We start from the raw sequence: 14,629 nt of genomic DNA, 5'->3' as shown, positions 1-14,629 counted from the left end.
CAAAGAAACAACACAAGGGGTGACGATGTCCGCACACACCAGCAGGCGGGAAAGGCTGCGCCAGGCCACCCTGGAGGAGATTCACGCGGCCGCGCGCAGGCTGCTGGTCGAGCAGGGATCGGCCGCGGTGACCATCAACGCGGTCGCCCGGCAGGTCGGCATGAGCGGCCCGGCTCTCTACCACTACTACGCCGGCCACGACGAGCTGGTCGGCGCGGTGACCGCAGACTTCTTCCGCGAGCTGGCCGCCATCATGGAGCAGGCCCGCGACGCCCGCGCCGGCGCGCCGATCGGCGACCGCCTGCTGGCCGTCTGCCGGGCCATGCGCACCTGGGCCATCGCCCACCCGGCCGAGTTCGGCTGGATCTTCGCCAGCCCCATCGCACCGCCGAACCGCGGTGCCGGCTCGGTGCGTCACCAGGCCGCCCTGAGTTTCGAGCAGGTCCTGCTCGACCTGACGGTCGAGCTGTGGCGGACACGGCCGTTCCCGGTGCCCGACCCGGCCGGCCTGTCCGCCTCCCTGCGCGAGCAGCTGACCGCCTACTCCGCCACCATCGATGGGCGACTGCCGCCCGAAGCCGCCCACGTCTTCCTGTCGTGCTGGATCAGGCTGTACGGCCTGCTGTGCATGGAAGTCCTGCACCAACTGGACTTCGCCTACACCGACCTGGAGCCCGTCTTCGAAGAGTGCCTGCGCGACCTGGCGGTCACCCTCGGCATCGACGACGACGCAGCGGCATGAATCCGACCGGGCGTCGGGAGCGGTACGGAACCGCGGGACTCCGAAGGGGCGGACCACGTACGGAAGAAACTCCAGAGCTGACGATGGCCCAACGCGACGCGCGGGCCATTCGTTGTGGTGGCGGGCCGCCTCACTTCTAAGGGAGGCGTCATGGAGATCCGTACGTTCGCACGGAGTGACCGCGCCGAGCTGCGCGAGCTGTTCGAGCGCGTGGGCGAGGGCGCTCCCACGGCGTCGCTGTGGGGGCACGTGGACTCGGAGGCGGCCGTCTACCTGGATCCCTACATGGAGCTGGAACCGGATTCGCTCTTCGTCGCCGTCGCCGGGGGCGCCCTGGTGGGCTACCTGACGGGATGCCTCGACAGTGCGAGGTTCCCCGGGGAGGACGAGCGCATGGAGAAGGCGATGCGGACCTACCGGCTGGTCTTCCGACCCAGGCCCGCGGCCTTCTTCGCGCGCAGCCTGGCCGATCTGGCGTGGGCCGCGGTCCGCAGGGAGCCTGGCGTCGGCGAGTTCACCGACGCCAGGTGGCCCGCACACCTGCACATCAACGTGGCACCCGAAGCGCGAGGGACAGGTGCCGCCGACGGGCTGATGAGCCGGTGGCTTGACAGACTCAGGAAGGCCGGATCTCCCGGCTGCCACCTGCAGACCCTGGTCGAGAACACCCGGGCGGTGCGGTTCTTTGAGCGCATGGGCTTCGCCGAGCACGGCCCGGCACCACTGGTGCCCGGTCTCCGGCACGACGGCCGACGGGTCCACCAACGGACGATGATCTGGAGTGCCAGCCGCACTGCTGAGGAGGCAGAGGCCGGAGCGCGGACGTCCGCCAAGCCTCAATAACCCCGCCACCATCAGACCGTAGGGACGGCGTGCCCGGGGACCGGCGTGCGCCCACCGACGACAAGCCAAAGCAGTGACGATCAGCGCGCCCTGGGCTGACTGCCGGGCTGGGGCCCCGGGATTCCTCACGGGTCATCTGATTGTTGAACCCTCGACGCTCGGCCCCGGCCCGAGGTCGAGCTGTTTGCTCTTGTCGAGCTCGAACTTGCCGTACAGATTCAGGTGGCTCCAGAAGAGAGCCGACAGGGCGCGCCGGTCGGCCTCGGTGAGTTTCATCCGCTGTTCGTGCCGAGCACGAAGGTGCACAGCAGCAGCCGGCGGCGCAGCACCTTCGCGTCGGTCACCGTGCGCGAGGCCACCGAGGTGAACTCGCCGGTGAACTTCGTGGCGTGGTCGACATTCTTGACCAGGTCCAGCAGGTCGATCACGCCCCAGCGGCGGGTGATCTCCTCTGTGCAGCGTGACCAGCACGCACAGCTCGTACGGGATCCGCTCGACCAGACCGCTGTCAGGGTCGAGGACCGCATCGCGCCAGTCCTCGGGCACCACGTGCTCCAACGGCACTACCTTGACCTGTCCCGCCATGAACTCCACCGCCGGGCGAGGTAGGTCCTCCCGGCGCGAGAACCTTGCCTCAAGCTCGAAGAACTTCAGCATCAGGCCGAAGCCGAGTCGCCCCGGACTTGTTCGCCAGTAGCGCGAACTCCTCCTCATCCAGCGTCCAGCACTCGATCAGGTCCTCGGTCTCCCATTCGCGTCGCATGTCCCGCACCCCTTCTCCCGAACCTCCAACGAAGGCCAGGAGAAACATGGTTTGTAACCACCCGGCTACGACTGGTATGTCGTACCCGTGATGACGACGCAACGCGCCAGAGATATAACGCTTTGCTACTTTGCGGCCAGGCTTACGAAGGAATCCATGACCAAATCCCATAACGCCAGTTACTTAGCGCTACTTTGCGGCTGGTGACACGGACCCGAGCGGGGGCCACCGAGGGCGAGAAGCGGAAGCCCACCAACTGACCGACCGGGGCACCCTGCCCGGCCATCCGCACCAGGCTGCCGGCGGAGGTGACGGCGGGCGGCACTCCGAAGTCCTCAGCACCCACCGCCCGATTCGATGACAGCGGGCAGGTGCGGCACCGGTGCACCGCTTGCCGGACCTGCCCACTGTCGAACCCGCCGAGAGTTGATGCACCCCGACGACTCCGGCCGAGCACCGGGCCGGCTCCTTGCCGCTCACCCGGCCGCGCCACAGGACGGGCAGCAGGACGCGGGCCGCGTAGGCGGAGGCCCGGTCAGCCGCGTCGGCGCAGTTCGGCGTTGATGCGCAGGGCCTCGGCGAGCTGATCTTCCAAGATGATGATGCGGCAGGCGGCCTCCAGAGCGGTGCCCTGGTCGACCAATTCCCGGGCGCGGGCGGCCAGGCGCAGCTGGTAGCGCGAGTAACGGCGGTGACCGCCCTCGGAGCGCTGCGGCTCGATCAGCCTGGCGGCGCCCAGACTGCGCAGGAACGCCGGGGTGACACCGAGGACCTCCGCGGCCCGGCCCATGCTGTAAGCGGGGTAATCCTCATCGTCGAGTTTCCGGCCGGGCCTGTCACCGGCCACGTCGGGGAGCGTCTGAGCCGCCTCCGTCTCCGCCTTCTCGGCGGTGTCCCGGGGGTGAGAGCCCGGGGATGTGACTGCTTGATCCATGCAACCTTCCCTAACGCGGACGAGGGCCCCGGCGCCATGATGCGCCGGGGCCCAGAGGTTCAACACCATCTACCGGCCTTATGGCCGACTCACTGCTTCCGCACTGGCCGCCCGCAAAGGCAGGGGTGCGGGGATCGCGTAAGCGTAACCGTAAACCACCGTCCAATCCGTGGAGGTGCGGTACCCGTGCGACGAACTTCAGCCGACGACGGGCGATCCTGATGGCGTTCAACACTCCCTTCGGTATCTCTACTTCGACTTCATCTGTCACTACTTCGGCAGCGCGTCCACGGCCAGGACCCTTCGATCCTGCTGGCCCCGGCACGTCCGACCTTCTGCCTCTACTTGCACCACTGCTTGGGCAGCGCGTCAACGGTCAGGGCCCTTCAACCACGTTGGCCCTGGCACGTCCGACCTTCTGCCCGTCCACCTACGTCATCTCCTGCTATCCACGTCCGTCCGGGCAGTTCGTCGTGATGCCTACCTACTGCTCTGCCCTCGTGGATCCGTTCCTTGCGATGCCAGAAATCCTAGCCCCCCTTACGGCAGATGTCTACTCTGGCCACTACAGATTTTCGGTAGCGGCGAAGCTAGGACGAGCTCCCACACCGAAAGGGACAGATCGGCAACAGCCCGGTCGATGCTGTCGCACAGCTCAACGCACACCAGCAGGCCGGTTTGGTCCAGCAGATACCGCAGCCCATGAAGCAGACCCACGAGCGACGGACGACCGGTGGCCATGCCCTCGACGCGTCGCCACAGGCGAGCCAGGAACCCCACGGCGGTGGAGTCGCAGAAGAGCCATCATCAGGAGCCCAGACAACCGACACCACCCAACCGCCCTGGCTCAATCGAACTGACACCGACTCAGCAGAAGGCGGTGAACGTGAGGCGCGACTCAGCGAAGGTGTGGCCAACCTCGGCTTCAGCGGCAGCACACTGCTGGACCCGTTCACCGCCCACGCCATGCAGGGCACTCCCGCGGACATGACCAGCGTCAAGACCCGCCGCGCACCGCCTCCTCGAGGCCATCCGCGAGAGACACCCACAAACACCACCCCTGCACCCAATCCAGGAGGACACCCCAGGCCCCCTCGCCCCCGACTTCGACAGCGAGACCTGCGATTCAAGACCACCGGCGATCCAGCCGAACACGCCGCCGACCGACTCACGCCCAACATCATCCGCGACCCAATCACCAAATCGTCGAACAACGCACGGCCGACGACCCCGAACCTGCACTACCTCGACGGCCGCGACCTATATGGCGAGACGGACCACGCCGACCCCGCCGGACACCACCGCATCGGCGAGAACTTCGCGCCCTGAGGCAGGGGCCGGCGCACGGTTCCGGCAGCCCGGACAGCCGATTCGAGCAGCTACCTGCGAAACGCCGAACCACACCCCAGGGCCGCCTGGGTCTCTTTGGAGGAGGGTCTTCAGTCCTTTGTTGTTTTTGATCTTGAGGCCCAAGCGGGCGCCTTTACAATGTAGATCACTAACTTCAAAGAATGGGCTCCCGCCGGAGTGCACATCCGTTTACGCTGGAGGTGAACAGATGTGCACCTCCTGTCCCCCTTCCCATGGAGAGTCGCAGTGCCCCCTCAGCCAGCCGAGGCGCCTCATCCGCGCCTCCTCGTCGCCGTCCTGGCCTTCTGCGGCGTGGTCGTGGCCGTCATGCAGACACTCGTCATCCCTCTCCTGCCGCACGTCCCCGCGCTCACCGGGAGCACTCCGACCGCCGCGAGCTGGCTGGTCACCATAACCCTGCTCAGCGGCGCCGTCTGCACCCCCGTTCTCGGACGGATCGGCGACATGTACGGCAAACGCAAGGTCCTGCTGGCCTCCCTCGGCCTGCTGACCATGGGATCGGTGCTGTGCGCCGCCAGCTCCCAGATCGGCGTGCTCATCGCGGGCCGTGCCCTGCAGGGAGCCGCGCTCGCCGTCATGCCGCTCGGCGTCAGCATCATGCGGGACGAGCTCGCACCCGGCCGGCTGCTCTCCGCGGTGGCCCTGATGAGCTCCACCCTGGGCATCGGCGCCGCCATCGGGCTCCCCCTCGCCGCACTGGTCGTCGAGAACGCCGACTGGCACACCATGTTCTGGGTCTCGGTGGGTCTGGGCCTGCTCGACATCGCACTGGTACTGCGCTACGTGCCCGAGTCACCGCTGCGCGCCGGCGGCCGGCCCGACGTCCTGGGCGTGCTCGGCCTCTCCGCCTCCCTGGTCAGCCTGCTGCTGGCGGTGACCCAGGGCGGCGACTGGGGCTGGACCTCCACTCCCACCCTCGCCCTGCTGGCCGCCGCCGTACTGATCGGGCTGCTCTGGGGAGCCCACGAACTGCGCGCCCCCTCCCCCATGGTCGACCTGCGGGTCTCCGCGCGGCCCGCGGTGCTGCTGACGAACCTCGCCGCCCTGCTGATCGGCTTCGCCTTCTACGCCAACTCGCTGGCCACCGCGCAACTGGTGCAGGAGCCCACGAGCACCGGGTACGGCCTGGGCGCCTCCATCGTCGTCAGCGGCCTGTGCCTGCTGCCCGGCGGTGTCGCGATGGTGTTCCTGTCCCCCGTCTCCGCCAGGATTTCGGCCGCCTACGGCCCCAAGGTCACCCTGGCGGTCGCCTCCGCATGCATGGCCGCCGGATACGTGGTGCGTTTCTTCACCAGCCACCAGCTGTGGACGATCGTCCTCGGCGCGACCGTGGTGTCCGCGGGCACCGCCATCGCCTACTCCGCCCTGCCCGCGCTCGTGATGCGCGCGGTGCCGGTGAGCGAGACCGGCGCGGCCAACGGCCTCAACACACTGATGAGGTCGATCGGCCAGGCGGCGTGCAGCGCGGTCGTCGCCGCGGTCCTCGCCCACGTCACCTTCCAGGTCGCGGGCCGTACCGTGCCGACCCTGGGCGCCTACCTGACGGTCTTCGTCATCGCCGGGGCCGCCGCGCTCCTCGCTCTGGCCGTCACTCTGTGTCTACCGGGCGGACAGGCTCCGGCCCCGTATACCGTCGGGCAGGACCGTACGGCGGGCGCAGCGGAGCGCCCACCGGCGGCGCTCGCCCAGGAGAGCAGCCCATGAGCGTGCACACCACCGGAAGGCAGACCGAGGAATCCCGGGACACCGGAACCCGCAGCGGCCGGGACGCGATCCTGCGCGCCGCCCGGCGGGCCTTCACCCTGCGCCCGTACGCCGAGGTGACCTTACGCGGCATCGCCACGGACGCGGGGGTGAGCGCCTCGCTCATCGTCAAGCACTTCGGCAGCAAGGAACAGCTGTTCAACACCGTCGCCGACTTCGGTCCCGACACCGACGAGCTCTTCGCGGCCCCCCTTGAGGCGCTCGGCAGGCACATGGTGCTGACGCTGGTACGCAGCCGCCGCGAATTCCAGCGGGATCCGATGCTGCGTGTCGTGTTCTCCCTGGGCAACACCGATGAGCGTTCCCTGCTGCGGGACCGCTTCCACGAGCAGGTCACCGCGCGGCTGACCACGCTGCTCCCCGGCCAGGACAACGCCCTGCGGGCGGAACTGGTCGCGGGCCAGTTGCTCGGGCTCGGAGCCACCCTCGCGCTGCACCCCTCGGGCGCAGCAGCGCAGGCCGACGCCGAAGGCATCGCCGACCTCTACGCACCCGCGCTGCAACGCCTGATCACCGGCTGATCCGGCCCGCTGATAGCTTTAGGGCGTAAGGAGACGGGAGGGAGCCACAGGTGGTCGTCTTCGCGGGCCAGGGCGACGCGCGCCGTTCCATGGCTCTGCTGTGGCGTTCCGCCGGTCCCGCCGAGGAGTCCCGGCCCGGTCCGAAACCGGGACTCAGCGTCGATCTGATCGTGGACACGGCGATCGCCCTCGCCGACGCCGAAGGCATGGCGGCGCTGTCCATGCGGGCGGTCGGCGAACGGCTCGGACGTTCGGGAATGGCCCTCTACACCTACGTCCCCAGCAAGGGCGAGCTCGTCGACCTGATGTACGACCGGGTCCTGGGCGAGCTGCCGACCGGCTACGGGCACGAGGAGGGCTGGCGGGCGGCCCTGACGGTGTGGGCCCGCGACACCTGGGAGTTCTACCTGCGCCATCCCTGGGTGCTCCAGGTGTCGCAGGCCAGGCCCGTGCTCGGTCCCAACGAGTACCTCAGCCTTGAGACGCTGGTGCGCATCCTGCGTGAGACCGGCCTCGACGCCCCCCGGATCCGGGGGGTCGTCGGCACGCTGTTCCACTTCCTGCGCGGTTCGGCGGGGACGGTCTCCGAGGTACGGCAGGCCCCCGCCGCCACCGGCGTCTCCGACGAGGAGTGGTGGCTCGCCCGTTCGGCCACGCTGCTGGAGATCGCCCCCGGCCTGACCGAACGGTTCCCCGCCGTGGCCTGGCTCGAAGGCGCGACAGCCGCCACCTCCTCGCACGACGACGGCCTGCCCTACCTCGAACGTGAGGCCAGGAAGAGCTTCGAGACCGGCCTGGCCGTACTCCTCGACGGCATCGAGGCGACCGTCGCGGGCTGACACCGCTGTTCCGGCAGCACGTCCAGCCCTATGGCGAGGTACCGCTGGGCGTCGCCAAGCGCCTGTTCCTGGAGAGCCGCAGGAGGGCGCCGGCCGCCGGGATGCCGGTCAGGCGGCAGCCGGTCGCTCCACGTCCTGGCGCGACGGCGGTTCGTGCTGATCACCACTGCCGCCACGGCCGTTCTCGCACCTGCTCTGTTTCGCCGTGGTGGCAAGCGGCGCGACCGGCGGGCTCAGTTCCAGGTCGCCCGCTTGAGAATCGTGCCGAGCCGGCTGTCGCTCCACCGGTCGAAGATGAGGATCTTCGACGTGGGCAGGTACCAGATCCGCTCCTGGTAGGAGACGCCGGTCCTCTTGGCCGACTGCGTCGTGCAGCCGACGCGCCAGACGCGGTAGGTGGCCTGGTGTCCCGCGCCCACCGGGCGGAGGGCACGTGCGACGAGCTTGCCGGGGAAGTCCTCCACGTAGCGCTTGTCGGGCGCGCAGGCCGAGAGCCCGTTACCCGGGTGGTATTGCTCCTTGGGATCGTAGGGGTTGCCGTGGCGGCCCAGGGAGATGCCCTCCGGCCCGACGAGGTAGAACCCGCGGCACTCGACGGCGAGCCGGTCGCAGCCGCCGGTCTTGACGTGGATGCCCCACGTGTCTTCTTTTCCGACTTTCCAGGTCTTGGGAATCTGGAGCGTCATGCCGCGGAAGGTCAGCGGCTTGGTCGCCACGCTCTGCGCGGGCGCGCCGGTGAACAGGAGAGAGGCGGTCACAACCAGGGTCGTCAACATGATCCCAAGGCTAGGGAAGCCCGCTTGTGGCTCGGCTGCAACGCTCTTGTAGCGCGCTCGAACGGCCGCTCCGGGCTCCCGGCACCGTTCCTTCCGGGCCCTCCGGTCGTTCGCCAAAGGTGAGCGCGTTTCGCGGGAAGCCCTGAAGAGCCTGCGCATCGGGCTGACCGGCCCCGACCTGTTCGCCGTCCTCGGCTCCCTGCCCGGCTGGCTGGTGCCGCCCGGGCCGCCGAGCGAGTTCTCGGTGGACGACCGGCCCGCCGAGGTGCGTGAGCGGTGGCCGGCCGGTGTCGATCGGCTCATCGCTCACCACGGCTTCGGCCCCGACAACGGCATCCGCGAGGCCGCGGTCGAAAGCGGCTACCGGGAGGCGTGCCCCGGGGCGGACCGCAACTACCTCGGCACTCCGGCCGGCATCCGAAACCACCGCAGGAAGGCCCGGCACCAGGACCGTCTCGCCGTGGAGACCGCCGGGCGGGCTTCGGCTCACCCGGCGGTGCCGTGATCGACAACGTCCTGCACCGGCTTACCGCCAACGGCTATCCGATTGATCCAGACGCCCCGGTCAAAGGCCCTTCAGGACACGCTCAAGTGCCGACCGGCCTGCGGGCCCCCAGTTCGGCTTGCCGCCGGGCAGGCCACGGTCCCCGTTCTGGCCCATCAGCATCAAAAACAGGCTCTTCATCGCGGCCAGCCCACGCGCCCGTCGGATCGTCGCCTCATCCGCCTGTGCGTAGCCGTTGAAGAACCGTGAGGCGCCCCCTGTGGGGAGCAACACCCAGGCGGCCGCAAGGTCCCACGCCGGGTCGCCGGCGAACACGTCGCCAAAGTCGACGACGCCCGCCAGTGTGCCGTCCGCCACGACGACGTTCGCGGGATGCAGGTCACCGTGCACCCACACCCGCGGGCCCTCCCACTCGGGAGCCGCGACCGCGTCGTCCCACACGGCCCGGATGTCGTCCTCGGCAAAACGCCCGAGATCCACGGTCCGCAGGAAGTACTCGAAGCCGTCCGTGCACTCCTTGGGGTGGCCGCCACGGTCTGAGGCGTCCGGCGCGTCGGCGGGCGCCTCCACATGCAGCGCCTTGAGGAAGGCCGCCAGCATGTCGGCCGCGTGGTCCCCGCGGGTGATTGAGCCGTGGTCCAGCGGTGTGCCTTCAACCCATGTCATGACGGTCCAGATCTTGGGGAAGCGTTCGGACGGTGCACCGCTCCGCACCGGGGTCGGGATCGGAAGCGGCAGCCGCGAGGCCAGCACCGGCAGCCAGCGCCGCTCCTTGAGCTGCGGATCGGGGCCGTTGTCCATCCGCTGCATCCGGACGACCAACTCCTCTCCCAGGCGCCACATCTGGTTGCCCCAGCCGCCCGCCACCTCGCGGATAGGCAGCTCGGCCAGATCCGGATGCTGTTCCCGCAGTAGGTCACGGACCAGGTCTTCGCTGATCTCAATCTCGGATTCGATCATGCGAAGTCACAGTACTTGAGGTAGGCGGAGCCAGCCCTGCCTTGGGAGGATCCGGCTCCCGGTTCGATCCCCCAGGTTCTCGTGGTGCCCGGTGGTCCCGGGCACGCACCGACTCAAGGGGGTCGCGCCTTCCAGCCCAATGCCCCCGAGCCCGCCTTTCGCCGCCGCTGCGGCGGCGAAAGGCGGCATCCTCGTCGGCTCTCCGTCGGTGACGGGGAAGCCGTCGGCGGCCGGCTGCTTGCCGATCATCCGGGGCCGGTCATCAGCTTGAGGATCTTGGCACCTGACATCCGTGAGTGTCACCGCATGCCGGGCACCGCGGAGAGAACGACGGACCGGACAGGCATCTTGACATGCCGATCACGCCAGCTAAGTTCCCCGATAAGGAAACTTTCCTAACAGTACGAGGTATCGACCTCGCGGAAGGAGCCAGCGCGTGAAAGTAAGACGTGCCGCCGCCACCCTCTCCGGCGGCGCTCTCATCGCCGCTGCCGTCGTCACCGGCGTTGCCACGCCCGCCCATGCCCTGCCCGACTCCTGTTCGATCTCCTACGGGAGCGACGGGTCCATCAGCTCCTACTGTTCCACCGGTACCGGCTACCACCAGATCGTTGTGTCTTACTGCTTCGTCAACCCGTGGGTCAACTACTGTGGCTCGGACTCGGGGCAGAAAGCCCCCGTCGGCGCCACCTCCACCGTCAGGCCTCCCGGCGGCGGGGCGATCAGAGGCGTGACCGTCTTGAAGTCAGAAAGCTGAACAGGCCCCACCGATCTCCAAGGAGGCGGACGTGGCTCGCGTGTGGATCAAGTGTCATCGCCGTGGCACCGGCGCCTCCGCCAGGTGACCGAACACGTCCGTGATCAGCCGTCAGGAGCGGTATCGGCCGGTGTCCCGGTTCCGCCGACGACCGAGGCGGCGCGCCCGACGAAGTGCGCGCCGCTGTCACGTACGCCGCCGGCTCCTGCCAGGCCGGAACCGGTCTTTCCCGAGTACTACGGCAACCCCCCTCCAGCGGTGGGCGAACACGCCGTGACGAGACGGCGGCCGCGGAGCCCTGGCTGCGGTCAGACGTCCCCGAACATGCGGTTCCTGTCGCTCTTCGGAACATCAAGAGCACGAAGTGCCCGGTTCAGGGAGCCTTCCTCAAAACCGAAATGAGCCTTCATCGCGGCCTTGATGTCGTTGATCTGCCGGAAGAGCCGCTGTGGTGACGACTGTGAATCGTCGAGGCTCGCCTGGAAGTCGGCGAGCAAGCGTGCGAGGACCTCATGCTCACGCCCCAGGCGGGCGATCGTGGGCTCCAGCTCGGGCATCTGCTGCAGCAAGGCCGGGAAGAAGTCGCTGTCCTCGCTGCGGTGATGGCTGCCCAGGGCGGAGCAGAAGGTGTAGCAGAAGTCGCGGAGCTCGGGTTTGAGGCTCTGGGCGCGTTCGCCGGAGCGGATGGCCCTGCGGGCGTCCTCCAGCGCCTTTTCCAGGCGGTGGTGGACGTCCTGTAACTCCCGATGCCAGGCGAAGACGCGGTTGCGCAGCATGACGGCCCTCAGCGGAAGTCGTCGGCGTGCTCGTCGGCCCACCGCGCGAAACTCCGGGCGGGCAGCCCGGTGAGTTGCTCGACGACGGGCGACACGGTGGCGGGCGTTCCGGAGGTGGCAGCCCACATGGTCAGGAGTTCGTCGACGACGGAGCCCGGCATGCCGTAGCGGGACATCCGCTCGCGGGCCTGGTCCGGCGTCTCCTCGACGAGGGCGAGTTCACGGCCCAGCGCGCGGGCGAGGACGCCGACCTGCTCGCGGAAGGTCAGCGACCGCGGTCCGGTGAGCGAATACCGCCGGCCCGCGTGTCCACCCCTGAGCACGATCGCGGCGACGGCGGCGAGGTCGGCCTCGTGGACGGGAGCGGTCGCCGCGTCCGGGTACGGGACACGGACCGCGCCCTGGTACCGGATCATGTCGCCCCAGTGCCGCAGCGCGTTGGAGGCGTACGCGTTGGGCCGCAGATGGGTCCATTCCAGCCCGGCGTCGGTGAACGGCCGCTCGACGTCGGCGGGGTCGTCGTCGAGCCCGGAGACCACCACGACCCGCTTGACCCCGGCGCGTACGGCGGACGCGGCGAACCCGCCGGCCGCCCGCCCGGCGGAGAACAGGTACACCGCTTCCACGCCGGTCAACGCCCGCGCCAGCGACGCCGGCTCGCCCAGCTCACCGCCGACCACCTGAACGCCGTGCGGCAGGTTCGCGGTCTCGGGACGGCGGCTGAGGGCGCGCACCTCCGCGCCGTCCCCGCGCAGCGTGGTGAGGAGGTGCCGCCCCACCGGACCGGTCGCTCCGGTCACCAGAATCATTCCTGCCGTCCTTCCGTCGTCGGCGCTTGGCCGCGGTCGTTCGCGGCGAGCAGTTTCGGCAGTTGCTCCAGCAGGCTCTCGTGCCAGGCGATCTCGGCCCGCAGGCGTGCCGTGGTGTGGTCGAAGGTCATCGGCTCCAGCCCGCGCAGGTACGGCTCGGCCTGCTCACGCTGGTGCCGCCAGGCCGTCAGCCGGGCGACCAGCGCCTCACGCCGGTCTCCGATCAGTGCCCGCAGCTTCTCCTCGGTGAGGTCGTCGGCGTAGTGCAACGCGAGATCCACCGGGTCGGGCCGCAGCCGTACCTCACGCAGTGTCCGGTCGCGCAGCGCGATGAACTCCTCGCGCCCGGCCGCGGTGAGCGCGTACACCGTCCGCGCCGGGCCCGCCGCCTGCTCGGTGCGGACCACCTCGATCGCGCCCTCGGCGACCAGCCGGTGCAACGCCCCGTACAGGGACCCCACCTTGACGTCGGTCCACAGTTCGGTGCGGTCCAGTTGCGCCTGCCTGCGGATCTGATGCCCGTGCATCGGACCGCGCAGCAGGGCGCCGAGCACGAACATGCGCGTGTCGCTCACCCGCCTACTCAAACACGAGTAGTCTCAACTAGTCAAACGCGAGTAGTCGTGCCCGCTCAGACCCCGGCACCGGCCGCAAAGCCGGGACGGCACAGCGGAGACGGACCGCGAACCGACCTTCGCCGAGAAGGCCGGCACCCGCGTCGAGGTGCGGCCGGAGTCCGCCAAGGCGTCGGGCCGCACCCGCACCGGCGGCCCGGCCCGCCGGACGGCGCCCACCCGACCGGCACACCGGCGGCTGGAGCCAGGGCCAAGCCCGTCCCCGTCGTCGCGTTCACCCGGAACGGGCGACGAACCCCGAGGGTGGCCCGCGCCTGCCACAGGCCACCTCCAGGACCTCCCCGACCTGCCGTTTCGCTCCTCCCACCGATCTCGGCCCAATCTATGCACTTGATGTTGCACGCACCGCGTGCATAATGAGTGCACGAGTGTACCGGCCGACGTGCCGCGTCCCGCCAGGTCGGTGCGGAGCTCATCCGAGGAAGACGAAAGGTCACATGTCATGACGAACCTGCTGGATCCCGCAAAGCTGAACACCGCCATCGAGAACGTCCACCGGGCCGGGGTTCCGGGCGTGTTCGCCGAGGTGCGCGCCGAGGACCAGGTCTGGCGCGGTGCCGCCGGGGTCGCCGACCTCGCCGTCGGCCGCCCCGTCACCGCCGACATGCGGCACCGTGTCGGCAGCGTCACCAAGACCTTCACCGCCGCCGCGGTCCTGCAGCAGGTCGAGAGCGGTCGGATAGGACTCGACGCACCGATCAGGCGCTACCTTCCGAAACTGGTCCCGGGCGCACGAGGTGATGCGATCACGGTCCGGATGCTGATCAACCACACCAGCGGCCTCGCCGAATACCTCCCCTACGCCTATCCCTCCCTCGGGCCGTTTCCCGCCCTCGCGGACACCAGGCCCCAGAGCCTGGACGACCACCGGTTCACCCGGTTCGATCCCGTCGAACTGATCGAGATGGGGGTCACCGCGCCCGCCTTCAGCGCCCCGGGCGGCACGCCGGGGCTGTACTCCAACACCAACTACCTGCTCCTCGGCCAACTCCTGGAACAGGTGACCGGCACCACGGCCGAGAAGTACATCACTCAGAACGTCGTCGAACGCGCCGGACTCCAGGACACCGGGTTTCCCGACGGGCCGCACCTCGGCGGGCCGCACTCGCAGATGTACGAGGCGTGGTTCGGCATGATCGACCCACCGCGGGACTTCAGCGTCTTTGACATGTCATATGCGGGTGTGGCGGGTTCGCTGGTGTCGACCGTGGCGGATCTCAACCGCTTCTTCGGCCTGCTGTTCGACGGCGAGATCGTCAGCCGGTCGTCGCTGGCGCAGATGCGACGCACCGTCACGGTCATCTCCCAGGAGGGCAGGACGATCGAGTACGGCCTCGGGATGTATCCGATGAAGGCCCCCGGCGGCACCACCTTCTGGGGCGGCGGCGGCACGGTCTGGGGCGCCGGAACGATCTCCATGACCAGCGCCGACTCCAAACGGCAGATGTCCGTCGCGATCAACCTGCAGAGGTGGAGCAGGCTCGACTCCTCGGGCAAGCCGCGGCCCCACGCCATCGACGACGCGCTCACGGCCCTGTACGGCCTGGCGATGAACGGCTGACCGGGCCGGAGAACGCCGCTTTCACGGCGGCACGTCCCACACGGTGACACCGACGAAGGCATGCCACTGCCTC

At 69.2% G+C, this 14,629-nt stretch carries 17 protein-coding genes; 9 read left to right on the top strand and 8 right to left on the bottom strand.

Annotation, left to right across the window (positions count from 1 at the left end; translation table 11 throughout):
• Positions 1-25 precede the first annotated feature (25 nt).
• A complete protein-coding gene (locus ABT340_RS25555; protein WP_352013359.1) occupies positions 26-742 on the top strand; it encodes a TetR/AcrR family transcriptional regulator in 717 nt (238 codons plus the stop codon).
• A 150-nt stretch (positions 743-892) separates the two neighbouring features.
• A complete protein-coding gene (locus tag ABT340_RS25550) occupies positions 893-1,585 on the top strand; it encodes a GNAT family N-acetyltransferase (protein WP_352013358.1) in 693 nt (230 codons plus the stop codon).
• A 132-nt stretch (positions 1,586-1,717) separates the two neighbouring features.
• Here ABT340_RS25550 and ABT340_RS25545 read toward each other — a convergent pair whose 3' ends face one another.
• From ABT340_RS25545 to ABT340_RS42495, 3 genes are all read right to left on the bottom strand, one after another.
• Positions 1,718-1,861 (bottom strand): hypothetical protein, encoded by a 144-nt coding sequence (locus ABT340_RS25545; protein WP_352013357.1) that lies wholly within the window; start codon positions 1,859-1,861, stop codon positions 1,718-1,720.
• Complete coding sequence (locus ABT340_RS25540) at positions 1,858-2,112, bottom strand: hypothetical protein (protein WP_352013356.1); 255 nt, start codon at positions 2,110-2,112, stop codon at positions 1,858-1,860. Before ABT340_RS25540 ends, ABT340_RS25545 begins: the two co-directional genes overlap by 4 nt.
• Positions 2,113-2,883: 771 nt before the next feature.
• The gene (locus ABT340_RS42495) at positions 2,884-3,138 is read right to left on the bottom strand and encodes a MerR family transcriptional regulator (protein ID WP_362912143.1); all 255 of its coding nucleotides are present in this window, start codon (positions 3,136-3,138) and stop codon (positions 2,884-2,886) included.
• 846 nt (positions 3,139-3,984) lie between these two features.
• Between ABT340_RS42495 and ABT340_RS25530 the strand changes: the two genes are divergently transcribed.
• The 4 genes from ABT340_RS25530 (at position 3,985) to ABT340_RS25515 (ending at position 7,777) form a co-directional block, all read left to right on the top strand.
• Complete coding sequence (locus ABT340_RS25530) at positions 3,985-4,611, top strand: SGNH/GDSL hydrolase family protein (protein ID WP_352013354.1); 627 nt, start codon at positions 3,985-3,987, stop codon at positions 4,609-4,611.
• A 267-nt stretch (positions 4,612-4,878) separates the two neighbouring features.
• Positions 4,879-6,357: an MFS transporter gene (locus tag ABT340_RS25525; protein ID WP_352013353.1), complete on the top strand. Its 1,479-nt coding sequence runs from the start codon at positions 4,879-4,881 to the stop codon at positions 6,355-6,357.
• Positions 6,354-6,938: a TetR/AcrR family transcriptional regulator gene (locus ABT340_RS25520; protein ID WP_352013352.1), complete on the top strand. Its 585-nt coding sequence runs from the start codon at positions 6,354-6,356 to the stop codon at positions 6,936-6,938. Before ABT340_RS25525 ends, ABT340_RS25520 begins: the two co-directional genes overlap by 4 nt.
• 50 nt (positions 6,939-6,988) lie before the next feature.
• A complete protein-coding gene (locus ABT340_RS25515; RefSeq protein ID WP_352013351.1) occupies positions 6,989-7,777 on the top strand; it encodes a TetR/AcrR family transcriptional regulator in 789 nt (262 codons plus the stop codon).
• Between the two features lie 233 nt (positions 7,778-8,010).
• On the opposite strand, the gene ABT340_RS25510 is transcribed toward ABT340_RS25515, so the two are convergent.
• Positions 8,011-8,553, bottom strand: a complete 543-nt coding sequence (locus ABT340_RS25510) for a hypothetical protein (protein WP_352013350.1) — start codon at positions 8,551-8,553, stop codon at positions 8,011-8,013.
• Between the two features lie 244 nt (positions 8,554-8,797).
• Here ABT340_RS25510 and ABT340_RS25505 point away from each other — a divergent pair, with 244 nt between their 5' ends.
• Positions 8,798-9,058, top strand: coding sequence for a hypothetical protein (locus ABT340_RS25505; protein ID WP_352013349.1), 261 nt, complete (start codon positions 8,798-8,800; stop codon positions 9,056-9,058).
• A gap of 60 nt (positions 9,059-9,118) precedes the next feature.
• Here ABT340_RS25505 and ABT340_RS25500 read toward each other — a convergent pair whose 3' ends face one another.
• Positions 9,119-10,018 (bottom strand): aminoglycoside phosphotransferase family protein, encoded by a 900-nt coding sequence (locus tag ABT340_RS25500; RefSeq protein WP_352013348.1) that lies wholly within the window; start codon positions 10,016-10,018, stop codon positions 9,119-9,121.
• Between the two features lie 436 nt (positions 10,019-10,454).
• Here ABT340_RS25500 and ABT340_RS25495 point away from each other — a divergent pair, with 436 nt between their 5' ends.
• Positions 10,455-10,775, top strand: a complete 321-nt coding sequence (locus ABT340_RS25495) for a hypothetical protein (RefSeq protein WP_352013347.1) — start codon at positions 10,455-10,457, stop codon at positions 10,773-10,775.
• A 308-nt stretch (positions 10,776-11,083) separates the two neighbouring features.
• Here the strand turns inward: ABT340_RS25495 and ABT340_RS25490 are convergent, their stop codons facing one another.
• From ABT340_RS25490 to ABT340_RS25480, 3 genes are read right to left on the bottom strand one after another with little or no spacing between them, the layout of a single operon-like run.
• Complete coding sequence (locus ABT340_RS25490; RefSeq protein WP_352013346.1) at positions 11,084-11,551, bottom strand: hemerythrin domain-containing protein; 468 nt, start codon at positions 11,549-11,551, stop codon at positions 11,084-11,086.
• 8 nt (positions 11,552-11,559) lie between these two features.
• Positions 11,560-12,360 carry an NAD(P)H-binding protein gene (locus ABT340_RS25485; protein ID WP_352013345.1) on the bottom strand — a complete coding sequence of 267 codons (801 nt, stop codon included), beginning with the start codon at positions 12,358-12,360 and terminating at the stop codon, positions 11,560-11,562.
• Positions 12,357-12,935 (bottom strand): PadR family transcriptional regulator, encoded by a 579-nt coding sequence (locus tag ABT340_RS25480; protein ID WP_352013344.1) that lies wholly within the window; start codon positions 12,933-12,935, stop codon positions 12,357-12,359. The genes ABT340_RS25485 and ABT340_RS25480 overlap by 4 nt, the downstream gene beginning before the upstream one ends.
• A gap of 502 nt (positions 12,936-13,437) precedes the next feature.
• Here ABT340_RS25480 and ABT340_RS25475 point away from each other — a divergent pair.
• On the top strand, positions 13,438-14,556 hold the full coding sequence (locus ABT340_RS25475) for a serine hydrolase domain-containing protein (protein ID WP_352013343.1): 1,119 nt from the start codon (positions 13,438-13,440) through the stop codon (positions 14,554-14,556).
• Positions 14,557-14,629: the final 73 nt, after the last annotated feature.

Origin of the sequence: Streptosporangium sp. NPDC000239, from assembly GCF_040300765.1 — a bacterium.
Lineage (GTDB): Bacteria > Actinomycetota > Actinomycetes > Streptosporangiales > Streptosporangiaceae > Streptosporangium.
Note: the sequence above shows the minus strand (reverse complement) of the source record. Positions and strands in the feature narration are given on the sequence as shown.